The sequence below is a fragment of the Tsukamurella sp. TY48 genome (assembly GCF_019656655.1).
In the GTDB taxonomy this organism is placed as follows: domain Bacteria; phylum Actinomycetota; class Actinomycetes; order Mycobacteriales; family Mycobacteriaceae; genus Tsukamurella; species Tsukamurella strandjordii.
Window position 1 is genome coordinate 1,006,713 of record NZ_BPMV01000001.1, and the last position, 21,696, is coordinate 1,028,408.

Consider the following 21,696-nt stretch of genomic DNA (forward strand, 5'->3'; position numbering starts at 1 on the left):
TCACTGCAGAGAAGTGGTGGAGAAACGCGGCAGGGCAGGCACTCGCACGAATGCGAGTGCCTGCCCTGTGCGAAGAGCCTGCAATCAGCGCTTGCTGTACTGCGAAGCCTTACGGGCCTTCTTCAGGCCGTACTTCTTGCGCTCGACGGCACGCGGGTCACGCGTGAGGAAGCCGGCGCGCTTGAGCGCGGGGCGATCCTCGGGCGAGACCTCGATCAGCGCGCGGGCGATGGCCAGGCGCAGGGCGCCGGCCTGACCCGAGGGGCCGCCACCGGAGAGGTTGGCGGCGATGTCGAAGGACTCCAGGCGCTCAACGGTGACCAGCGGGTCCTTCACCAGCTGCTGGTGCAGCTTGTTGGGGAAGTAATCCTCGATGGTGCGGCCGTTCAGCACGAAGTTGCCGGTGCCGGCGGTCAGGCGCACGCGCACGACGGCCTCCTTGCGGCGACCGACGGTCTGGATGGGGCGCTCGACGACGACCGGGCCACGGGGGGCGCGGGTCTCGGCCGAAGCCTCAGGGGTCTCCGAGGTGTACTCGTTGGGAACGACCTCGGCGTCGGTCTCGTTGGTCTCGATCGCGTCGCTCACTGAGCCACCTGCTTGATCTCGTAGGGAACCGGCTGCTGCGCGGCGTGGGGGTGGTTCGGGCCGGCGTAGACCTTCAGCTTGCCGCCGATGGCGCTGCCCAGCTTGTTCTTGGGGATCATGCCCAGAACAGCCTTCTGCACCACGCGCTCCGGGTTCGTGGAGCCGAGCACCTCACTGATCGTGCGGGACCGCAGGCCGCCCGGGAAGCCCGAGTGGCGGTAGTGCCGCTTGTCGGTGAGCTTGGCGCCCGAGAGGGCGACCTTCTCAGCGTTGATGATGATGACGTAGTCGCCGCCGTCCACGTTGGGGGCGTAGGTCGGCTTGTGCTTGCCGCGCAGCAGGTTGGCAGCTGCGACGGCGAGGCGGCCGAGCACCACGTCAGAAGCGTCGATGACGTGCCACTGGCGGGTCACGTCACCCGCCTTCGGGGTGTAAGTAGGCACAGGAGGTCCTCTGCTCGATGGTTCGGTGCCGGTCCCGTGCGCAGCGAGAGCACTCCCGGCGACCAACGGAGACCCGGGACTCGACTCCGCACCACCCCATCAGGGCAGCGCGGCGCCACACACCAGCGCACCAGAGTACGCGGGACCTGGGGTGCAGGTCAAAACGCGAGGACGCACCCCGGGGACGAATCAGGGGACGAACCGGGGCCTTCCCCGATGTGACGGTGCCATCACTCGTCCTACCTTTCCCTCATGTCCACTCCGACCACACCGGTGACGCCGTCCGCCGACCTACCGTCCGACTCCCCCGACGATGCCGCACCGTCGGCCCCGCAGCCCTGGACCACCGCACAGAAGGTGGCCTTCCGGCTGCTCTTCACCCTCGGTGGAGGACTGCTGATCCTGGCCGTCTTCGGCAGCCTGTTCCTCGCGCCGATCATGCCGCCGGTCCAGGCGGTGTTCGCCCGGCTCTGGGCCGCCGTGAGCGGCACCGACTACAACCCGCCGCAGATCACCGGCACCGGCGACACACTCGCGATCTGGCAGTACCACCTGGGCTGGCTGGTGGTCGGGCTCGTGATCACCGCGATCTGGTCGCTGCTGGACCGCAATCGCACCGACTACCGCTCACTGGGCGGCCTGCTGTGGCGGGTGGCCCGGTTCGCGCTGGCCATCGGCATGATCTTCTACGGCATGGCGAAGGTGATCCCCACCCAGATGGGCGCGATGGCCCTGCCCAGCTACGCCCTCACCCCGTCGGGCGATGTGAGCCGGATGAACGTGCTGTGGGGATTCATGGGCGCCTCCGACGGCTACTCCATCGTCACCGGCCTGGTCGAGCTGATCTCCGGGCTGCTCCTGCTGTCCCGGCGGACCTGGGCGGTGGGCGCGCTCGGCGCCATCGTGTCCATGGGGCAGGTGGTCCTGCTCGACACCTTCTACAACGTGCCGGTCAAGTTCCTGGCCTTCGAATTCCTGGTGATCGCCGTCGCCATCCTCGCGCCGTACTGGCCGAACATGCTGCGGGCCGTGCTCGGCAAGACCTCCGGGCCCGCTCCCACGATCTGGCCGGCCGCCGGTGCCGACCGCACCTGGCTGCGCCGGACCGGCACGGGACTGGCCGGGCTGGTCACCGTGGTCATGCTGGTGCTGCCCGCGACGATCGGGGTGCTGTCGCTGAGCGTGATCAAGTCCCCGCGCACCACCCTCGACGGGACCTGGCACACCACCTCCTTCCACATCGACGGTCGCCAGGCGACCCTCGGCGCCGACGAGGACGGACTGCCCTGGGCCAATATCGCGATCACCTACCGCGGCCCCGGGCTGATCGCGTCGGAGGGCGATGGCTACAACAACCTGGTCACCCAGGACACCGCCGCCCGGGTGACCCCCTGGTTCCTCACCGTCGATGAGACGACACTGGACATCAAGCGCCGCAAGGACGATCAACCCGTGCGCCTGGAGTACCGCCAGCCCGACGCCGATCACCTGACCCTGGTGGGCACCGTCGACGGCAAGCGGATCGCGGCGAGTTACGAACGGCGAGCGATGCTTCGGGACTCCGAGAAGGTGAAGTTCACCCACCCCGAACCCGATCCGCAGCGACCGATCGAGGTGTTCCCGTGACCGTCGCGATCGATGACAACTGTCACTAGGAGATGTGGTGAACGATCCCTACCCTTCAGATATGACCGCACCCGAGAATCCCGCGCCGCCCGTCGCCGACACCGACGCGGCCACGCCGGAGCCCCGCTGGACGGACGGCCAGAAGGTCGCCTTCCGGCTGCTGTTCGTGACCGGCGGCGGACTCCTGCTGCTGTCGGTGTACGGCAACATCGGACTCGGATCCCTCTGGTACGTCACCGGAATCTGGTGGGCCCTGGCCCAGATCGGCAGCTACGCCGCCCGCGGTGAGGGCGTGGACGTGGTGCTCGCCTCGGGCGGCGATCAGATGTGGATGTGGTGCATGCACCTCGGCTGGATCCTGGTGAGCCTGGTGATCGTCGCGGTCTGGACGGCGCTCGCCCGGAAGAGCGATCGCCCGAACTACCGATCGCTGGGCGGGCTCCTGGAGATCTTCGCGCGGTACGGCCTGGCGATCTCGATGCTCTACTACGGCTTCGCCAAAGCGATCCCCACCCAGATGGGCTTCATGCAGCTGCCGGCTCATCAGCTCCAGCTCACCGGCGACACCAGCCTGTTCAACACGCTGTGGGGATTCATGGGCGCCTCGGACGGCTACTCGATCGTGACCGGGCTGATCGAGCTCGCCGCGGGCTTGCTGCTGCTGTTCCGCCGGACCGCCCTGGTCGGATCGATCGTGGCGATCGTCGCGACCACGCAGGTCGCGATCCTCGACCTGTTCTACGACGTGCCGGTGAAACTGGTGGCCTGGGAGCTGCTGGTGATCGCCGTCGCCCTCACCGCCCGGTACTGGCGGCCGCTGCTGCTGGTGGCCTTCAACCGCGACGGCGCACACCCGGTGCCCGCGCTGCCCGTCGCCGGAGCGCAGCGGAAGTGGGTGCGCGTCACCGGCTATTCGCTGAAATCGATCATGACCGCGTTCGTCCTGATCACCGGCATCGTGCAGGGCGGCGTGCTGTACTACGTGATCCACACGCCCCGCTCGGACCTGGACGGAACCTGGCGGGCCACGTCGTTCACCATCGACGGGCGGCCCGCGGCGCTCACCGACCGCGGGCCCGCCCCGTGGCCGAATCTCGCGATCACCCTGCGCGGCAACGCCGACAACGCCACCCTGAAGATGTTCAGCACCGGCTACGACAGCGTGGTCACCCAGGAGGTGTCCGGCTACACCACCGCCTGGCTCACCGAGCAGAAGGGCGACGTGCTCGAACTCCGCAAGAACAAGGGCGATGCGCCGCTGCCCCTGACCACCCGGCTGGACGGCGAACGGCTGTACGTCTCGGCCACCGTCGACGGCAAGCGTGTCGAAGGTGTTTACGAGCGCCGGTTCATGGAGCGCGACCGCTCCCGGATCCGGCTGATCCAGCCCGACGACGAATGGGGCGCGCCCAGCGCCGAACAGGGCAACTAGGCCTCCTCGTCCGGGTGCACCATGGCCACCTGAATGAGCTCGGTGCCCCGGGCGCGGGAGACCCAGGTGCCGCGACCGGGCGGCATCTGGCTCATCCGCACCGAGCCGAGCACCGTGCCCTCGTCGCGGGAACCGCTCATCACCAGGCCATCGGCACCGAGGTCGCGGACCCGGGCGAGGAAGGGCTCGAACATACCGCGCGCGAGACCACCACTGCGCCGGGCGATCACCACCTTCAAGCCCACATCGCGGGCCTGCGGCAGCAGGTCCATCAGCGGGCTGAGCGGGTTGCCCGCCGGGCCCGCGACCAGGTCGTAGTCGTCGATCACCAGGTAGACATCGGGACCGGTCCACCACGACCGCTCCTTGAGCTGCTGCGGGGTGACGTCCGGCCCCGGGCAGCGTCCCTTGAGCACCTCGGCGAGCTGGTTCACCAAGGTGGTCAACGTCTCCGCGGTCGAGGCGTAACCGGCGAGATGCTCGCCCTCCACCGCGCCGAGCAGCGTGCGGCGGTAGTCCACCAGCAGGATCTTCGTCTGCTTCGGCGTGCCGGCCGCGATCAGCGAGGTCATCAGGGTGCGCAGGGCCTCCGTCTTACCGCACTCAGTCTCGCCGAGCATGAGGAAGAAGGGCTGCGACTCGAACTGCAGGGTGGCCGCGGCCAGCTCGGACTCGCCGATACCGAGGACGGCGTGCGTCGACGGTGCGCCGCGCCGCGCCGGAATCCGGTCCAGCTGCACCCGTTCCGGCAGCATCCGCACCTCGGGCGCGCGCTCCTCGTACTGCGCGGCGATCTCGGCCACCGCGGCGGCCTGCGCCACCGGCACGTCCTCGGACGGTGCGCCGCAGGGCAGCGCGACCAGCATGTGCAACTGCTCGGACGTGAGGCCGCGACCGGGACGCCCGACCGGGACGAGCGAGGCCACGCGGCGTCCCATCTCCGAGTCCATCGGGTCGCCGAGCCGCAGCTCGATCCGCGTACCCAGCTGGTCCTTGACCGCCGGGCGCACCTCGCCCCACCGCGACGCGGCGATCACCAGGTGCACGCCGTACGAGAGTCCCTGCGCGGCGATCGCGTTCACCTGCGGCTCCAGGGCCTCGAACTCGGTGCGCAGCACCTGCCATCCGTCGATCACGAGGAAGACGTCACCGAACGGATCGCGCTGCGCCGCAGGATGGTCGCGGTACTGCGCCATCGACTCCACGCCGTGCTCACGGAAGGCCGCCTCCCGCCGCCGGATCACGGAGGTGACCTCGGCGACGGTGCGCCGGACCCGGTCCGGATCGAGCCGTCCGGCGACGGAGCCCACGTGCGGCAGGCCGGACAGGCCCGCGAGCGAACCGCCACCGAAGTCGAGCACGTAGAACTGCACCTGCCGCGGGGTGTGCGTGAGCGACGACGACAGGATCAGTGTGCGCAGCGCGGTCGACTTACCCGACTGCGGGCCGCCCACCACCGCCACGTTGCCCTGGGCGCCGAACAGGTCCACCACCAGCAGGTCACGGCGCTGATCGTACGGCCGGTCGACGATGCCGACGGCCACCCGCAGGGGCGTCTGGTCGACGCGGCGCAGGTGCTCCGCCAGCTCGCCGACGGCCGACGACTCGTCGAGCGGCGGCAGCCACACCTCGTGCGCCGGGAGGCCGTGACCGGAGAGCTTGCCGACCATGGTCTGCAGCACGGACATCCCCGAACCGACGGGCTCGCGCTTCGGCGCCGGATCGCCGGGCTGCGCCGGGATGCGCATGAGGCCGTCGGGCAGGCCCGTGCGCTGCGGCTGCTCCACCGGGACCGGCTCGATCCCGAACAGCCGCACCGGCCCCGCGGCGGCGCTGGAACCGAAGCGTGCGGTACCGGCCACCGCCACCTGCGGCGGTACGTACTCGCCGGAGACGTAGCTGGCATGGAACCGGCGGGGCGGATCGGCGTCGAACTTGAGGTATCCCGCGCCCGGCGTGGACGGCAACTGGTAGGCATCGGGAACGCCCAGCACCGCGCGGGATTCGCTGGCCGAGAAGGTCTTCAGGCCGATCCGGTAGGACAGGTGCGAGTCCAAGCCGCGCAGCTTGCCCTCCTCGAGCCGCTGCGAGGCGAGCAGCAGGTGGATGTGCAGCGACCGGCCGAGGCGGCCGATGGCCACGAACAGCTCGGCGAAATCCGGTTTCTGCGAGAGCAGTTCGGAGAACTCGTCGACGATCACCACGAGCGCGGGCATCGGGTCCAGCGGGGCTCCCGCCCGGCGGGCCTTCTCGTACTCGCCGACGTTCGCGAAGTTGCCCGCCCGGCGCAGCAGCTCCTGGCGACGGTTCATCTCGCCCGACAGCGCATCGCGCATGCGGTCGACCATGGCGATCTCCTCTTCGAGGTTGGTGATCACCGCCGCCACGTGGTTGAGCGATTCGAGCCCGAGGAAGGTGGCGCCGCCCTTGAAGTCGACCAGCACCAGGTTGAGCGCCTCCGGCGGGTGCGTGGCCACCATCGACAGCACCAGCGTCCGCAGGAATTCACTCTTGCCGGAACCCGTGGCGCCGATGCACAGCCCGTGCGGGCCCATCCCGTTCTCGGCCGCCTCCTTCAGGTCCAGTTCCACCGGCTCGCCGCGCGGCCCCACACCGATCGGCACACGCAGCCGCTCCCGCGCTGTGCGCGGGCGCCACGCGGTCTCGGGGCTCACGGCCGCGGCGTCGGACAGCCCGATCAGCGCGGGAAGCCCCGGATCGCCGGGACCCGCGTCGGCGTCGAAGTCGACGAGCTGCGCCACCGATGCCGGCCGGTAGCGGCCGATCCGGCGCGCGGTCACCTGTGCGCCGCCCGCTGTCACCGAGTCCGGGCGGGCGAAGAACTCGACCCCCGCGGCGCTACGGGCGCCGAGCCGGTCGCTCTCGTCGACCACCAGTTGCAGGCCACTGCGGGTGGCGAGCGCCCCGGGTTCGGGGCTCAGGTCGATGAGGGTGACGCCGTCGATCCCGACGGCGGCGTCGAGCGGGCCACCGGGGGTGACCACGATGCCGCGGTCGAGCACGATCACGTGGTGCACCCGGGTGGGGTCCACCGGGGTGGCGCGGGCGAAGGCACCGCGATCCGCGAGGTCGGGCCCGATGGAGTCCTCCAGCTCGGCCGCGGAGCCGAAGATCAACCGGATCGGCCCCAGCGCGTCGGATGCCGTGGGGTGCGCCGCGTGCGGCAGCCACTTGAGCCAGGACCACTCGGCGGATTCCGCATCGTCGGTGGCGACCGCGATCCGCACGTGATCGGGACCGTGCAGCGTCACCAGGCTCAGCAACACGGCGCGCACCGCGTCGTAAGCCGCGGCGCGCGGACCGTCGACCCCGACCGCGGGGAAACCGCGCAGGGCCACCGCCACCGGGAGCCCCGGCACCGCCGCGTTGCGGCGCACGAACCGGCGCAGCGCCACCGTCGACACCGGTTCGAGGTCTTCGAGCGGGCCGGTCTCCGGCGGCACCAGCCGGGTGGCCAGCCGCTGGCTCCCGATGCCGACACGTACGTGCAGGAAATCGGGGTCGCTGGGCCGGCGCTCCCACATCCGGCGGGTGCCGACGCACCCCGCGAGCGCGGCGGGATCGGGATGGATCCACTCGAGCGCGGCGCGCTGCTCACCGCGGGTGCGTTCCACCTGACCGCGCACCTGCCCCAGGTACCGCAGATAGTCCTTGCGATCCTCGTTGAGCTCGGCGGCGTTGGGCCCGTTGCGATTGCCGTTCATGCCGTACATGCCGGCCATCGACATCAGCATCATCAGCGGGAACATCATCATGAACGGGCTCTGCATCATGGTGCTGCCCGAGGTGAACATCAGCGCCACCATGCCGATGACGGCCACCACCATCACCACCGGCAGCAGCTTGCCCAGCAGGCCGCCCGGCACGGCGCGCGGCACCTCGGGCGGTGCCTGCAGCGCCACCTCGCCCCCCGGGGCACGCGGCGGCGCCAGGCGCTGCTTGCGCGCGAATCCCTCGGTGACCGGCTCGAACACCACGTCAGCCACGAACGGCCTCCCCCACACACCTGCGGCGCGCCCCCACGCGCCGTCGTGCCACCACTGTGCACTGCCGGGCCGCCGCCGTCGAGCCCTTCGACGAACTTCGTCGGAAGTGGAACCGATCGGCCCGCTCGTGCGTCTAATTGACATCGGGCCCGGTCGCGGGCCTGGAGAACGGCATGCGAGGGGGACGCTATGACCGATCTGGTGGAGGGCACGGAGACGGAGGTTGCGCGGCTGAGCCGCGTGTCGGTGCTGTGCGGGGGCGCGCAGGTCGATGTCTCACTGCCCTTGCAGACACCGACCGAGGTGTTGATCCCGGAGCTGATCCGGCTCTTCGGCGATCGCATCTCGGGTACCGCGGAAGCCGCATGGGCCCGGCCGTGGCGGCTGGCACCGGTGGGCGGCGAACCGCTGCCCGGGCCGCAGACGCCCGCGGATGCGGGCATCACCGAGGGCGACCTGCTGGTGCTGTTCGTCGCGGAGGCCGCGCCGCCGCCCGCCGTGTTCGACGACGTCTTCGACACCGCGGCGGGCGATCTCGCGACCGGTACCCGGTGGAACGAGCGCGCCGCGATGATCGTGGGCCTGATCGTGCTGGCCGGCGCCACGCTGGCCACCGCCGCGGTGAGCCTGCGCCTCGGGCTCGGGCCGCGCGGGGAATCCGGTGCCCGCCCCGCGGTGGACGGTGTTTTCGCGCTGCTGTGGACTGCGGGCGCCGCGCTCCTGCTCTTGGTCGGTGCCGGTACCTCGGTGCGACGCCTCACCGGCTCGGGGCCCGTGCCCACCGCCCTGGCGAGCTGCGCCACGGTGCTCGCCGCCACCGCCGGTGTGCTCGCCGTCCCGCTCGGGGTGGACGGCCGCTACGGCGCCCCGCACGCCCTGCTCGGGGTGGTCGCCGCCGCGGTGACCGCCGTTGTCGCGCTGCGCATCACCGGCCGCGGAACGGTGGTGCACATCGCCGTCATCACCGCCGCCGCGGTGGTGGCGCCCGCCCTGTTCGCGGCGCTGTGGCTGCCCGGTCGCCGCGCTGCGATCGCCGCGACCGTGGCCGTGGCCGCGTACATCGTGATCACCTTCGCCGCCCGGATCGGCGCATCGGTCGCGCGACTGCCGCTGCCGAAGGTGCCCGCCGCGGGCGAACGGATCGATCCGATCGACGACGAGCCGCCGCCCACCGTCGCGGGGGTCGGCGCCGTCGCTGTCGGCCTGAGCGAGGAGGCCGGGGCGCCGCCGCGCACCGGGTACGCACAGCAGGTGTGCTCCGGGATCACCGTGGGCGCCGCGGCGGCCGGGTCGATCGCCGCGCTCCTCGTGGGAGCGGTGGCACGCGAACTCCCCTTGCACCACATCGCTTTCGCCGCCGTGATCGCGATCGCGTACTGCCTCCGCGGTCGCACGCACGGCGATCCGGTTCAGGCCGGTTCGGTGATCCTCGGCGGCAGCGCGGTGGCGATCGGCACCGCGACCAGCCTGGCGTGGGGCTACGGCGTGTGGCCGGTGCTGGGCCTGGTGACGCTCGCCGCGATCGCCGGACTGGCCGTGGCCTGCGGCGTGGGCGCGCCTCGCATCACCTTCAGTCCCATCCAGCGACGGTTCGCGGAACTCGGTGAGTACCTGACCATCGCGGCTGCGGGACCGCTGCTCGGGTGGGTGTGGGACGTGTACGCCACCGTCCGGAACCTGTGATGCGGCGCGCGCTCGTCGGGATCGCGACCGCGGGATTGCTGGTGGCCGTCGGAGCCCCGGCCGGCGCCGCGCCGCCCGCCTCCGATCCACCGCCCGACGGTGCGCCGCGGGGCCCCATCGCCCCGCTCGCTCCGACCGTGCAGAAGACGCAGTGCCACACCCTCAAGACCGTGCCCGGGACCGATTACACCCGTGCCGATCACGCGCTCCGCTCGCTGCGCTACGACCAGGCGTGGAAGTTCACCCGCGGCGAGGGCCAGAAGGTGGCGGTGATCGACACCGGGGTCACACCGCACCCGCGGCTGGGCGAGGTGATCCCCGGCGGCGATTACGTCTCCTCGGGCGACGGCCGCGACGATTGCGATGCGCACGGCACCGCGGTGGCGGGCATCATCGCGGCGCGGCCGGCGCCGGGCGATGCCTTCGTCGGCGTCGCTCCCGGTGCGTCGATCATCGCGATCCGGCAGGCCAGCCAGGCCTTCGAGCCCAAGGACCGCGGCGCCAACAGCCACGGGAACGTGACCACGATGGCCTACGCCGTGACCCGCGCGGTCGATCTGGGCGCCACCGTCATCAACATCTCCGAGGTGGCCTGCGGCGGCGCGGGAACGAACCTGGGCGACGATGCGCTCAGCCGCGCCGTGCGTTTCGCCTTCGACCGCAACGTGGTCGTGGTGGCCTCCGCGGGCAACGTGGGACGCGACGGCGCGTGCTCGGCGCAGAACGAGACACCCGGATCACCGGTCACCGTCGCCTCCCCGGCCCGGTTCTCCGAACACGTGATCACCGTGGCGGCCACCGAACCGGACGGCCGCGCGGCCTCGTTCTCCCTCGCCGGACCGTGGGTGGCCGTCGCCGCACCGGGCACCGATGTGACCACGCTCGAACCGCGCGGCGGCGGGCTGGTGAACGGCCAGACCACCCGCGAGGGCATCACCCCGCTCGCGGGGACCAGCTTCGCCGCGCCCTACGTGGCCGGCGTCGCCGCGCTGGTGCGCGCCCGCTTCCCGCAGCTCACCGCGGCCCAGGTGCGGGCCCGGATCCTGTCCACCGCCCGCGACGCCGCCGCATTGCCTGCCGGGGCGCTGGGCGCGGGCATCGTCGACCCGGTCGCGGCACTCACCGCGGACCTGCCCGACGGGGCCACCAGGGCCGGGAGCCTCGACCTGCCGGCGCCGCCACCGCGCGACGACCGGCCGCGTACCACGGCACTCGCCGGTGCGGGCCTGCTCGCCGTCGCGGCGGCCGCCTTCTGCCTGTCCCGGCGCACTCGCCGGGACTAGATCAGCGGAGGTTGAACTCGGCCGGATCGGGACCGATGCGGCGGCCCGGCAGCGCGGTGATCCTCGCGACCTCATCGGCCGTCAGCTCGAACCCGAAGACCTCGAAGTTCTCGGCGATGCGGGCCGGGGTCACCGACTTCGGGATCACCACGTTGCCCAGCTGCAGGTGCCAGCGCAGGATCGCCTGCGCCGGGGTCACGCCGTGCGCCGCCGCGATCTCCACGATCGTGGGGTCTTCGAGCGACTCGCCCTGGCCGAGCGGCGACCAGGCCTCGGTGGCGATGCCGTGCTCGGCGTGGAAGGCGCGCAGCTCGTCCTGCGGCAGGCCGGGGTGCAGCTCGATCTGGTTGACGGCCGGCGCCTCGCCGGTCTCGTCGATCACGCGCTGCAGGTCTTCGACGCGGAAGTTGCTCACGCCGATCGACTTCGCGCGGCCCTCGTCGCGGATCTTCTGGAAGGCCTTGAAGGTGTCCACGGCGCGGCCGTACTCGGGCACGGGCCAGTGGATCAGGTACAGATCGACGTAGTCGGTGCCGAGCCGCTCCAGCGAGGCGTCGAAGGCGCGCAGCGTCTCGTCGAAGCCCTGGTCCGAGTTCCACAGCTTGGTGGTGAGGTACACATCGCCGCGGTCCAGGCCGGAGGCGGCGATGGCGCGGCCGGTGCCGGCCTCGTTCTCGTACACCTTCGCGGTGTCGATACTGCGATAGCCCACGCGCAGGGCCTCCGCGACGGCGGCCTCGGCGCCGTCGTCGGACACCTGCCACACGCCGAAGCCGAGCTGGGGGATGGTCTTGCCGGAATTGAGGGTGATGTCGGGAACCGTCATACCTCGATCCAACGACACCGGCCGCCGGGATTGTTCCGACTCCGAGGAAAAGAATCTTCTGCGATCCGAACGCGACGGTCCCGGTGGCTAACCTGTCGGTATGGCGATCACGGCGCAGGACCTCATCGACGCGGTCCTCGACCGCGGCACGTTCACCTCCTGGGACGGGCCGCTGGTGGACGTGCATCCGGACGCCGACTACGCGGCGGCGCTGCAGCGCGCGCGGGAGAAATCGCACCACGACGAGGCCGTGGTCACCGGCGAGGGCCGCATCCGCGGCCAGCGGGTGGCCCTGATCGCCTGCGATTTCGCCTTTCTCGGCGGCTCGATCGGCGTCGCGGCGGCCGAGCGGATCGTCTCGGCGGTCGAGCGCGCCACGGCGCTGCGGCTGCCGCTCCTCGCGACCCCCACGTCGGGCGGCACCCGGATGCAGGAGGGCACCGTCGCCTTCCTGCAGATGGTGAAGATCTCCGCCGCCGTCACCCTGCACAAGCAGTCCGGTCTGCCCTACCTGGTGTACCTGCGCGATCCCACGATGGGCGGCGTCTTCGCGTCGTGGGGATCGTTGGGGCACATCACCATCGCCGAGCCCGGCGCCCGCATCGGTTTCCTCGGCCCGCGCGTGTACGAGGCCGTGCGCGGCGAACCCTTCCCCGCGGGCGTGCAGACCGCGGAGAACCTGTTCGCGCACGGGCTGATCGACGGCGTGGTGCCGCTGCGGTTCGTGCGCCTGCTCGCGCATCGGGCGCTGCGGGTGATGTCGAGCACCGCCGATGCCGATCCGCTCGCTCCCGACCTGGGCGAGAGCAAAGCGCTGGTGCCCGCGAGCGACGGGACCCCCGCCTGGGATTCGGTGCGGATCAGCCGGGAGGCCGGGCGGCCCGGGGTGCGCGCCTTCCTGCGGCACGCCGCGACCGACCGGGTGCCGCTGTCCGGGACCGGCGAGGGCGAGACCGATCACTCGCTGCTGCTCTCGCTCGCCCGGGTGCAGGGCTTCCCGTGCATCGTCGTCGGGCAGGACAACGCGGTTCACCGGGCCGGTCAGGAGGACTCGGCCGGTACTCCTCCCCTGCTCGGTCCGGCGGCGCTGCGCGCTGCCAGGCGCGGCATGCGCCTGGCCGCCGAACTCGGCCTGCCGCTGGTGCTGGTGATCGACACCTGGGGCGCCGCCCTGTCGCCCGAAGCGGAGGAGGGCGGCCTCGCGGGCGAGGTGGCACGGAGCCTGTCCGATCTGGTGACCCTTCGCGTTCCGACGGTGTCGGTGCTGCTCGGGCAGGGCACGGGCGGCGGGGCGCTGGCGATGCTGCCCGCCGACCGCGTGCTGTGCGCGCAACACGCCTGGCTCGCCCCGCTGCCGCCGGAGGGGGCGAGCGCGGTGATGTACCACGACACCGAGCACGCACCGGAGATGGCGGCGAAGCAGCGGATCCGGTCGGCCGATCTGCTCGCCGACGGCGTGATCGACCGGATCATCCCCGAGCGCCCGGACGCGGCCGATGAGCCGACCGAGTTCTCCCGGCGGGTGGGGCTGGCGGTGCGCGAATCGCTCGCCGAGCTCGCGCTGATCCCCGATTCGATCCGGATCAGCCGGCGCCTGGACCGCTACCGGTTCCTGGGCACGCGCCGCTGATCAGCCGACGACGACGCTCCACTGCACGCGCTGCGGTTCCACCGAGGTGACGGTGGCCCGCACGGGCCGACTGACGCCGCGGTCGGTCATGGCGCAGTTCTGCACGGCGCCGACGGTGGCGGGCAGCGCACCGTCGCACCGCACCGTGTCGACCGGGCCACGCTGTGCCAGAACGTACTTCGTGTGCCGCTCCAGTTGGGCCGTGGTGACGCGGCGCCCGGCCTGCGGGTCACCGTCGACCACCGAGTCCCAGCGCACGTTGTCGCCGTCGACGCCGGTGACGCGCAGCCGGACGGAGAACTTCTCGCCCTCACTGGTGAGGGTGCAGTGCTGGGCGGAGCCGACCTCGGCCTTGAGGCCGCCGTCGCAGTCGAGGTGGTCGCTGGGGTCCGCGCCCACCTCGGAGAGCGTCCCGGCTTCGACCCGCCCCTCGTCGATCCCGGTGGGGGCGAACAGGGTCCAGGTGACGGCGAGCGCACCGGTGACGCCCACCAGCGCCATCACCAATCCGCGTGCTGCCATCGTCCGACCACCTCAGCGGATCAACTCCGCATTACTGCTTCCATGATTTGCGATGATTAAACCACGGAAACCGAAGGAGATCCAGGCGCTATCCCTTGCCGGACACCGTGAGGTAGATCAACGCCACGTTGAGCGCCACGATCAGCGCGGCAGCCGCCGCGGAGGCCCAGCGCAGCAATGCACCATCGGTGAATTCGCCCATGATCCGGCGGTCGCCCGTGTACCGGCGCAGCGGCAACAGCGCGAACGGGATGCCGAAGCTCAGCACCACCTGGGAGATGACCAACGCCTGGGTCGGTGAGACGCCGATCGCGAGTACGCCGATCGCGGGGACCATGGTGACCATGCGGCGCACCAGCACCGGGATCCGGCGGTGCAGCAGCCCCGCCATGATGGTGCCGCCGGCATAGCTCCCCACCGAGGTGGACGCCAGGCCCGAGGCCAGCAGGCCCACTGCGAACAGGCCCGCGACGGCCGGGCCGAGCGCGTCGCGCACCGCGGCGTGCGCGCCCTCGATGGAGTCGGTGCCCTCGCGTCCGTAGAGGGCACTGGCGGCCAGCACGAGCAGGGCGATGTTGACGGCGCCGGCGACGACCAGCGCGATCACCACGTCGATGCGGGTGATCCGGATGAGACGGCGCGCGCGGGCGGCACCGCCGGGCTTGCCGTGCCGGTCGATGACGAGGGCCGAATGCAGGTAGATCGCGTGCGGCATCACGGTGGCGCCGAGCATCGAGGCGGCCAACAGGACCGTCTCCGTGCCCTGCAGCCGCGGCACGAGGCCGCCGAGGAGGGAGCCCGCGTCCGGCGGTGCCACCACCAGGCCCGCGAGGAATCCCACCACGATCACCGCGAGCAGAGCGATGATGACCAGCTCGAACCGGTACTGACGGCGGCCGTCGGCGAGGGTGAGCAGCACCGTCGAGATCACGCCGACGATGAGCCCGCCCCACACCAACGGCACCCCAAACAGAAGGTTGAGCGCGAGCGCGCCGCCGATGATCTCAGCCACATCGGTGGCCGCGGCCACGATCTCCGCCTGCCCCCAGAAGGCGAGGCGGGCGCGACGGGGCAGCCGCTCCCCCAGCATCTGCGGGAGCGAGCGCCCGGTGACCACGCCCAGCTTGGCCGACTGGTACTGGATCATCACCGCCATCACGTTGGCCACCACCAGCACCCACACCAGCAGGTAGCCGTACCGCGCGCCGGCCGTGATGTTCGCGGCCACGTTGCCCGGGTCCACGTAGGCGATCGCGGCGACGAACGCCGGACCCAACAGCATCGCCTTCCGCGCCCGCGAGGCCTTTTGCACATCCACGTCCGTCAGCACGCTCGAAGGCTATCCAAATACAGAGTTTCGGTCAACCGAAATCTGCTAGGCGGAAGGGTGGTGCGCCGTCCGCCCCTAGGCTGCTGCCATGACCACACGCGACCACGGCGACCCGGGCGACGCCCCCACCATCGCCCCGCCCCTCACGGACGTCACGCAGCCGCGGCGCCCCTCCGCCGCCGAGGAGGCGCGCACGGTGGCCGCGGCAACCAACACCGCCACCCTCGGCAGCCTGTCCGAGGACGGTGGGCCGTGGGCCTCGCTGGTGACCTACGGGCTGCTGGGCGGCGCCCCGGTGCTGTGCGTCTCGCACATGGCCGAGCACGGCCGCAACCTGGCCCGGGACCCCCGCGCGAGCCTGTCGATCGTGGCGCCCGACGCACCGTCGGACCCGCTCGCGAACGCGCGGATCACCCTGGCCGGCACCGTCCGCCGTCCGGAGGGCGACGAACTCGCCGCTGCCCGGGAGGCGCACCTGAACGCGGTGCCCGCGGCGAAGTACTACATCGACTACAGCGACTTCACGCTGTGGCTGCTCGACGTGGAGCGGGTGCGCTGGGTGGGTGGCTACGGCCGCATGGACTCGGCGTCGCGCGCGGACTACGCCGCCGCCGAACCGGATCCGGTGACGCCGCACGCGGCGGGCGCAGTGCGCCACCTCAACGACGACCACGCCGATGCCCTGCTCAACATGTCCCGACGGTTCGGCGGCTACCCGGACGCCACATCGGCGCGCTGCGAGCGGGCCGACCGGTACGGCCTCGACATCCGCGTGGACACGCCGCGCGGTTGGTCGGTGACGCGGGTGGGCTATCTCGCCCCGATCGACGCCGCCGCGGACCTGCGGCAGGCCACCGTCGCCCTGGCCCGCGCCGCGGCCGAGGGCTGATACGCAAGAGCCCCGCACCGTCGAACGGTGCGGGGCTCGTGCCGGGCGGACGTCGTCCTACTTGACGCCCAGCAGGTCGATCACGAAGACGAGCGTCTTGCCGGACAGACGGTGACCGCCACCGGCGGGACCGTAGGCGAGCGACGGCGGGCAGATCAGCTGGCGGCGGCCGCCGACCTTCATGCCCGGGATGCCCTCCTGCCAGCCCGCGATGAGGCTGCGCAGCGGGAAGTTGATCGACTCGCCGCGGCTCCACGAGGAATCGAACTCCTCGCCCGAGTCGTACTCCACGCCCAGGTAGTGCACGTCCACGACGCTGTCGGGCTGCGCCTCGGCGCCGTCGCCGACCACGATGTCCTTGATGACGAGCTCGGTGGGCGCGGGGCCCTCGGGGAACTCGATCTCCGGCTTGCTCAATTCATCTCCCTTGATCAGGCGATGCAGGTTGTCCCGACGAATCGGAGGCATCATGCACCGGGGTAGTCACGGGCGGTGTAGCCCGTGTAGATCTGCCGAGGCCGACCGATCTTGGTCGACGGATCCTCGTGCATCTCGCGCCAGTGGGCGATCCAGCCGGGCAGGCGGCCGAGGGCGAAGAGCACCGTGAACATGCGCGTCGGGAAGCCCATCGCGCGGTAGATCAGACCGGTGTAGAAGTCCACGTTCGGGTACAGCTTGCGCTCGATGAAGTAGTCGTCGTGCAGGGCGACGTCTTCGAGCCCCTTGGCGATGTCGAGCAGCTCGTCGGATACGCCGAGCAGCTCGAAGATGCGGTCCGCGGTCTGCTTCACGATGGCCGCACGCGGGTCGTAGTTCTTGTAGACCCGGTGACCGAAGCCCATGAGCTTCACGCCGTCCTGCTTGTTCTTGACCTTGTTCATGAAGTCCTTGGTGTCGCCACCGGAGGCCTTGATGTCGTCGAGCATCTCCAGCACGGCCTGGTTGGCGCCGCCGTGCAGCGGGCCCCACAGGGCGTTGATGCCGCCCGAGATCGACGTGAACAGGTTGGCGTTCGACGAGCCCACCAGGCGCACCGTCGACGTCGAGCAGTTCTGCTCGTGATCGGCGTGCAGGATGAGGAGCATGTCGAGGGCCTTGACGATCTCCGGGTCGACCTCGTAGGGCTCGGCCGGGAAACCGAAGGTCATGCGCAGGAAGTTCTCGACCAGGCTCAGCGAGTTGTCCGGGTACAGGAAGGGCTGTCCCACCGACTTCTTGTACGCGTAGGCGCAGATGGTGGGGAACTTCGCCAGCAGGCGGATGGTGGAGAGCTCCACCTGGGCGGGATCGTTGTGATCCAGCGAGTCCGGGTAGTACGCCGACAGCGCGTTGACCGCCGAGGAGACGACGGGCATCGGGTGCGCGTTGCGCGGGAAGCCGTTGAAGAAGAGCTTGAGATCCTCGTGCAGCAGGGTGTGCCGCTGGATCTTCGCGGTGAACTCGGCCAGCTGCTCCGGGCTCGGCAGCTCACCGTGGATCAGCAGGTAGCTGACCTCGATGAAGGTGGACTTCTCGGCCAGCTGCTCGATGGGGTATCCGCGGTAGCGCAGGATGCCCTCGTTGCCGTCGATGTACGTGATGGCCGACTTGCACGATGCGGTGTTCACGAAACCACCGTCGAAGGTCGTGTAACCGGTGTCTGCGAGGAGCTTGCCGAGGGCGATGCCGTCGCTGCCCTCGGTCGCCTTCACGATCGGCAGTTCGATCTGGCCACCGGGGTAGGTGACCGTAGCTTGCGCCGGCGCGGTGTTGTCATCGGTGGACAATGTTCGTATCCCCTCGCTGTAGTCGGCTGATAAAAAGGCTACCCGGGTAGAAACCTAGCGGTCGCGCTGCCAGGCGCGTAATCAGGGTCGCCAGATCGTCCACTCCGCGCACTACCGGATGCCCCACGAGCAGGCCCAGGAGCCGCCCGGAGAGATGGTCGCCACGTCGGTCCCGGTGTGCAGCGCGTTGCCCGGACCGGACATCGGCTCGACCGCCAGCGCCCGCTGCGGCGGGTGCCCGAGGAAGCCCTGCGCGGCCTCGACCGAGGCGGTGAACACCTGCACCCAGGGCAGACGGGAATCGGTCCACAGCTCGACCTGTCCGTCGGGCGCCCGCAGCGTGTACCGGTTGTCGGTGGCGGTGAACGGGGTGTCCAGTTGCACGCCGGCCAGCGGTGCGGGCCCGGTGTAGTCGTAGATCGTGCCCTCGGTGGCGCGGGTGGGTCCGGTGGGCAGCAGCCGTTCGTCGAGCGGCTGCCAGCGCCGCGCGCCCAGTTCCAGGGTGCACTCGTCGATCGGGGTCTCACCGACGCGCAGGTAGGTGTGGAAGCCCACCACGAAGGGCAGGTCGACGGTGCCCGTGTTGTGCGCCTCGAAGGCACAGGCGAGGCCGTCCGCACCGACGGAGTACCGGATGCGCAGGTGCAGGTCGTAGGGCCAGCCCGGGTGCCGCCCCACGTCGACGGCCAGCGTCACGGCGTCGGTCGCGATCTCGACGTCGTCCCAGTCGACGGCGCGGACCAGCCCGTGGTTCGCGGTGCCGGTGTCCTCGTGGGTCACGGTGAGCCGGTGCACCTCGCCGCCGAAGGCGTAGACGCCGTCCTCGGTGCGGCCCGGCCACGGCGCGAGCACGACGCCCGCCGAGACGGGCGGCTTCGTGCCGAGCGGCCACTCCTCGGTGAGCGCGACACCGTCGCGCCGTAGGCCGCGCAGGGCCCCGCCGGTGCGCGCGATCTCGGCGGTGTACCCGCCGCCGACGATGGTGAACCCGGGTTGCACCGACATGGGCGCAATAGTACGGGCGTTGCGCCGTTCGCGCCCCGGGCGCAACCGCGTGCAACCCGCGCCCGGCCCCACTGGCCTACCGTCGAGGGCAGTCCGGCGGCCGATCGCCGGGAACCGAAGGAGACATCGTGGCGAACAACTGGACCGAGCGGGACGTGCCGAGCCAGGAGGGCCGCGTCGCCGTCGTGAGCGGTGCCAACACCGGCCTCGGATTCGAGACGGCGCGCGTTCTCGCGCAGCACGGCGCCGAGGTGGTGCTCGCGGTCCGCGACACCGGCAAGGGCGAGGCCGCACGGCAGCGGATCCTGGCCGCGGTCCCCGGCGCGACGGTGCGCCTGCAGCGCCTCGACCTCGGCGCGCTGGACTCGGTGCGCACCGCGGCGGCGGAGCTGCGCGAGAGCACGCCCCGGATCGACCTGCTGATCAACAACGCCGGCGTGATGTACCCGCCGAAGCAGACCACCTCCGACGGTTTCGAGCTGCAGTTCGGCACCAATCACCTGGGCCATTTCGCCTGGACCGCACAGGTTCTCGACCTGCTGCTGGACGTTCCCGGATCGCGGGTGGTCACGGTCGCCTCGCTGGCCCACCGGATCCGCGCCGCGATCCATTTCGAGGATCTGCAGTGGGAGCGCTCCTACGAGCGGGTCGCCGCGTACGGCCAGAGCAAGCTCGCGAACCTGCTGTTCCACTACGAGTTGCAGCGCCGCCTGCAGGAGCGGGCCCGGGGTGAGCGCGGCACCGTCGCGATCGCGGCGCATCCGGGTATCGCCGATACCGAGCTGGTGCGCAACCTGCCGAAGGCACTGCAGGGACTGCAGGCGGCCGCTCCCCTGTTCTCGCACGACGCGGCCAACGGCGCCCTGTCCCAGTTGCGGGCCGCCACCGATCCGGGCGCGCTGGGCGGTCAGTACTACGGCCCCGACGGCCTGGCCGAACGGCGCGGGGCGCCGAAGGTGGTCGCCTCGTCGGCCCAGTCCTACGACCTCGACCTGCAGCGCCGCCTGTGGTCGGTGTCGGAGGAACTGACCGGCGTCACGTTCCCGGTGTGATCTGCGCCGCCACGCCCTAGTCTTGCAGTCGCACACGATCAGGAGGCGGCATGACGAAGTGGACCGAACGGGACGTACCCGACCAGACCGGCCGGGTAGCGGTGGTGACCGGCGCCAACACCGGCCTCGGATTCGAGACGGCGCGCGTCCTCGCGCAGCACGGCGCCGAGGTGGTGCTCGCGGTCCGCGACACCGCGCGCGGTGAGGATGCGCTGCGCCGGATCACCGCCGCGGCACCGAATGCCACGGTGCGGCTGCACAGCCTGGACCTGGGCTCGCTGGACGCGATCCGCGCCTCGGCGCAGCAGTTGCACGCGAGCACGCCCCGGATCGACCTGCTGATCAACAACGCCGGCGTGATCCCGCCGGAGCGGCAGACCACCGCCGACGGCTTCGAATTGCAGTTCGGCACCATGCATCTGGGGCACTTCGCCTGGACCGCGCAGGTACTCGACCTGGTGCTCGACGTGCCCGGCTCGCGGGTGATCACGGTGGCGAGCGATTCGCACCGCTACCGCCGCGCGATCGATTTCGACGATCTGCAGTGGGAGCGCTCCTACCCGAAGGTCGCGGCGTACACACAGGCCAAGCTCGCGAATCTGTTGTTCCACTACGCCTTGCAGCGCCGCCTGGAGGCGCGGGCGCGGGGTGAGCGCGGCACCGTGGCCCTCGCGGCGCATCCGGGTGTCGCCAACACCGAGGCGGGGCGGCACCTGCCGCCCATCCTGCAGCGCATCATCATGGCCTCCACGCCGATGTACCAGGACGCGGCGAGCGGCGCGCTGCCGCAGCTGCGGGCCGCGACCGATCCGGGCGCGCTCGGCGGCCAGTACTTCGGTCCCGACGGGCGCGGCGAGCGGCGCGGCAACCCGAAGGTCACCGTGTCCTCGCAGTACTCCTACGACGCCGCGGCGCAGCGGCGGCTGTGGCAGGTGTCCGAGGAGCTCACCGGGGTGAGCTTCCCGATCTGAGGTCAGCCGGCGAGCACCTTCTGCAGCCAGCCGGTGTCGGTGAGGTCGACCCTCGTGCCCTTGTTCACCACGGTGGGCGTGCCGGTGCCGCCGATGCTCTTGAGGGAGTTCAGGTTCGCGGCGGCGATGGCCGCGGCGTCGACGCCGGTCTTCCCGTCGCGGATCTTGGCCACGGTCGCGGCGGGCACCCCGGCCTTCGCGGCGACGTCGGCGATCTGCGGGTCGGTCAGGTCCGACGGTCCGCCCTCGGTCGGCTGCGCGGCGAACAGTGCGGTCACGAAGCGCTGGGTAATGGCGGGCGAGGAGTCCTTCGCCGTGGCCGCGAAGGCCTTGATCGCGCGCGAGGAGTAGGTGCCGCTCGCGGACTGGCGGTCGAGGAAGGCCATCGGCCGGTAGGCCACCGTGAGCGTTCCCGCCGTGATCGCGGAGGTGATGGCGGCGCCGTCGCGCTTCTCCAGGTTGGCGCAGGCGGGGCACAGGAAGTCGACGTACATGGTGATCTCGCGGCCGCCGGAGCCCACCTTCACGGCCCCGTCGGAGACGGACTGTCCGGGGGTGGACGGCGCGGCGACCGCGGTCCCGGTGATGGATCGGGAGCAGCCGCTGAGCGCGAGCAGCGCGACGACAGTCATCAGTACCAGAG

18 protein-coding genes are annotated in these 21,696 nt (G+C 71.2%); 8 read left to right on the forward strand and 10 right to left on the reverse strand.

Features of this window, described 5'->3' with window-relative positions:
- Positions 1-84: 84 nt before the first annotated feature.
- On the reverse strand, positions 85-588 hold the full coding sequence (rpsI, locus tag TTY48_RS04885) for a 30S ribosomal protein S9 (RefSeq protein ID WP_255585505.1): 504 nt from the start codon (positions 586-588) through the stop codon (positions 85-87).
- Complete coding sequence (rplM, locus tag TTY48_RS04890; protein WP_220656435.1) at positions 585-1,031, reverse strand: 50S ribosomal protein L13; 447 nt, start codon at positions 1,029-1,031, stop codon at positions 585-587. Before rplM ends, rpsI begins: the two co-directional genes overlap by 4 nt.
- Positions 1,032-1,283: 252 nt before the next feature.
- Here rplM and TTY48_RS04895 point away from each other — a divergent pair, with 252 nt between their 5' ends.
- Together TTY48_RS04895 and TTY48_RS04900 are read left to right on the forward strand one after the other, a co-directional pair.
- A complete protein-coding gene (locus TTY48_RS04895; RefSeq protein ID WP_220656436.1) occupies positions 1,284-2,657 on the forward strand; it encodes a hypothetical protein in 1,374 nt (457 codons plus the stop codon).
- 61 nt (positions 2,658-2,718) lie between these two features.
- Entirely contained in the window at positions 2,719-4,089 is a 1,371-nt protein-coding gene (locus tag TTY48_RS04900; RefSeq protein ID WP_220656437.1) for a hypothetical protein, read from the forward strand.
- On the opposite strand, the gene eccCa is transcribed toward TTY48_RS04900, so the two are convergent.
- Positions 4,086-8,096: a type VII secretion protein EccCa gene (gene eccCa / locus TTY48_RS04905; RefSeq protein WP_220656438.1), complete on the reverse strand. Its 4,011-nt coding sequence runs from the start codon at positions 8,094-8,096 to the stop codon at positions 4,086-4,088. The two genes, TTY48_RS04900 and eccCa, sit on opposite strands and share 4 nt — an antisense overlap.
- A 189-nt stretch (positions 8,097-8,285) precedes the next feature.
- On the opposite strand from eccCa, the gene eccD reads away from it, so the two are divergent.
- Positions 8,286-9,779 carry a type VII secretion integral membrane protein EccD gene (eccD, locus tag TTY48_RS04910; protein WP_220656439.1) on the forward strand — a complete coding sequence of 498 codons (1,494 nt, stop codon included), beginning with the start codon at positions 8,286-8,288 and terminating at the stop codon, positions 9,777-9,779.
- The gene (gene mycP, locus TTY48_RS04915; RefSeq protein ID WP_220656440.1) at positions 9,779-11,062 is read left to right on the forward strand and encodes a type VII secretion-associated serine protease mycosin; all 1,284 of its coding nucleotides are present in this window, start codon (positions 9,779-9,781) and stop codon (positions 11,060-11,062) included. Before eccD ends, mycP begins: the two co-directional genes overlap by 1 nt.
- Position 11,063: 1 nt before the next feature.
- On the opposite strand, the gene TTY48_RS04920 is transcribed toward mycP, so the two are convergent.
- Positions 11,064-11,873: an aldo/keto reductase gene (locus TTY48_RS04920; RefSeq protein WP_220658454.1), complete on the reverse strand. Its 810-nt coding sequence runs from the start codon at positions 11,871-11,873 to the stop codon at positions 11,064-11,066.
- 115 nt (positions 11,874-11,988) lie between these two features.
- Here TTY48_RS04920 and TTY48_RS04925 point away from each other — a divergent pair, with 115 nt between their 5' ends.
- Positions 11,989-13,518 (forward strand): carboxyl transferase domain-containing protein, encoded by a 1,530-nt coding sequence (locus TTY48_RS04925; RefSeq protein ID WP_220656441.1) that lies wholly within the window; start codon positions 11,989-11,991, stop codon positions 13,516-13,518.
- On the opposite strand, the gene TTY48_RS04930 is transcribed toward TTY48_RS04925, so the two are convergent.
- Together TTY48_RS04930 and TTY48_RS04935 are read right to left on the reverse strand one after the other, a co-directional pair.
- Positions 13,519-14,040 carry a DUF4333 domain-containing protein gene (locus TTY48_RS04930; protein WP_220656442.1) on the reverse strand — a complete coding sequence of 174 codons (522 nt, stop codon included), beginning with the start codon at positions 14,038-14,040 and terminating at the stop codon, positions 13,519-13,521.
- 88 nt (positions 14,041-14,128) lie between these two features.
- The gene (locus tag TTY48_RS04935; RefSeq protein WP_220656443.1) at positions 14,129-15,370 is read right to left on the reverse strand and encodes an Nramp family divalent metal transporter; all 1,242 of its coding nucleotides are present in this window, start codon (positions 15,368-15,370) and stop codon (positions 14,129-14,131) included.
- An 88-nt stretch (positions 15,371-15,458) separates the two neighbouring features.
- Here TTY48_RS04935 and TTY48_RS04940 point away from each other — a divergent pair, with 88 nt between their 5' ends.
- Entirely contained in the window at positions 15,459-16,259 is an 801-nt protein-coding gene (locus TTY48_RS04940; RefSeq protein WP_220656444.1) for a HugZ family protein, read from the forward strand.
- A gap of 57 nt (positions 16,260-16,316) precedes the next feature.
- Here the strand turns inward: TTY48_RS04940 and TTY48_RS04945 are convergent, their stop codons facing one another.
- The 3 genes from TTY48_RS04945 to TTY48_RS04955 all read right to left on the reverse strand — a co-directional run bounded on the left by TTY48_RS04945 (position 16,317) and on the right by TTY48_RS04955 (position 19,030).
- On the reverse strand, positions 16,317-16,676 hold the full coding sequence (locus tag TTY48_RS04945) for an FKBP-type peptidyl-prolyl cis-trans isomerase (RefSeq protein ID WP_220656445.1): 360 nt from the start codon (positions 16,674-16,676) through the stop codon (positions 16,317-16,319).
- Between the two features lie 50 nt (positions 16,677-16,726).
- Entirely contained in the window at positions 16,727-18,025 is a 1,299-nt protein-coding gene (locus TTY48_RS04950; RefSeq protein ID WP_220656446.1) for a citrate synthase, read from the reverse strand.
- A 111-nt stretch (positions 18,026-18,136) separates the two neighbouring features.
- Positions 18,137-19,030, reverse strand: a complete 894-nt coding sequence (locus TTY48_RS04955; RefSeq protein WP_220656447.1) for an aldose 1-epimerase family protein — start codon at positions 19,028-19,030, stop codon at positions 18,137-18,139.
- 128 nt (positions 19,031-19,158) lie between these two features.
- Between TTY48_RS04955 and TTY48_RS04960 the strand changes: the two genes are divergently transcribed.
- Positions 19,159-20,082 carry an SDR family NAD(P)-dependent oxidoreductase gene (locus TTY48_RS04960; RefSeq protein ID WP_220656448.1) on the forward strand — a complete coding sequence of 308 codons (924 nt, stop codon included), beginning with the start codon at positions 19,159-19,161 and terminating at the stop codon, positions 20,080-20,082.
- A 50-nt stretch (positions 20,083-20,132) separates the two neighbouring features.
- Positions 20,133-21,053 carry an SDR family NAD(P)-dependent oxidoreductase gene (locus TTY48_RS04965; RefSeq protein ID WP_220656449.1) on the forward strand — a complete coding sequence of 307 codons (921 nt, stop codon included), beginning with the start codon at positions 20,133-20,135 and terminating at the stop codon, positions 21,051-21,053.
- 2 nt (positions 21,054-21,055) lie between these two features.
- Here TTY48_RS04965 and TTY48_RS04970 read toward each other — a convergent pair whose 3' ends face one another.
- On the reverse strand, positions 21,056-21,685 hold the full coding sequence (locus tag TTY48_RS04970) for a thioredoxin domain-containing protein (protein ID WP_220656450.1): 630 nt from the start codon (positions 21,683-21,685) through the stop codon (positions 21,056-21,058).
- Between the last annotated feature and the right edge of the window lie 11 nt (positions 21,686-21,696).

Bases quoted from the DNA above. Each gene is read 5' to 3' on its own strand.
- TTY48_RS04925 (WP_220656441.1), top strand. From the start codon at position 11,989: ATGGCGATCACGGCGCAGGACCTCATCGACGCGGTCCTCGACCGCGGC.
- mycP (WP_220656440.1), top strand. From the start codon at position 9,779: ATGCGGCGCGCGCTCGTCGGGATCGCGACCGCGGGATTGCTGGTGGCC.
- TTY48_RS04930 (WP_220656442.1), bottom strand. From the start codon at position 14,040: ATGGCAGCACGCGGATTGGTGATGGCGCTGGTGGGCGTCACCGGTGCG.
- TTY48_RS04955 (WP_220656447.1), bottom strand. From the start codon at position 19,030: ATGTCGGTGCAACCCGGGTTCACCATCGTCGGCGGCGGGTACACCGCC.
- TTY48_RS04940 (WP_220656444.1), top strand. From the start codon at position 15,459: ATGACCACACGCGACCACGGCGACCCGGGCGACGCCCCCACCATCGCC.
- eccD (WP_220656439.1), top strand. From the start codon at position 8,286: ATGACCGATCTGGTGGAGGGCACGGAGACGGAGGTTGCGCGGCTGAGC.
- TTY48_RS04895 (WP_220656436.1), top strand. From the start codon at position 1,284: ATGTCCACTCCGACCACACCGGTGACGCCGTCCGCCGACCTACCGTCC.
- TTY48_RS04900 (WP_220656437.1), top strand. From the start codon at position 2,719: ATGACCGCACCCGAGAATCCCGCGCCGCCCGTCGCCGACACCGACGCG.
- TTY48_RS04965 (WP_220656449.1), top strand. From the start codon at position 20,133: ATGACGAAGTGGACCGAACGGGACGTACCCGACCAGACCGGCCGGGTA.
- TTY48_RS04970 (WP_220656450.1), bottom strand. From the start codon at position 21,685: ATGACTGTCGTCGCGCTGCTCGCGCTCAGCGGCTGCTCCCGATCCATC.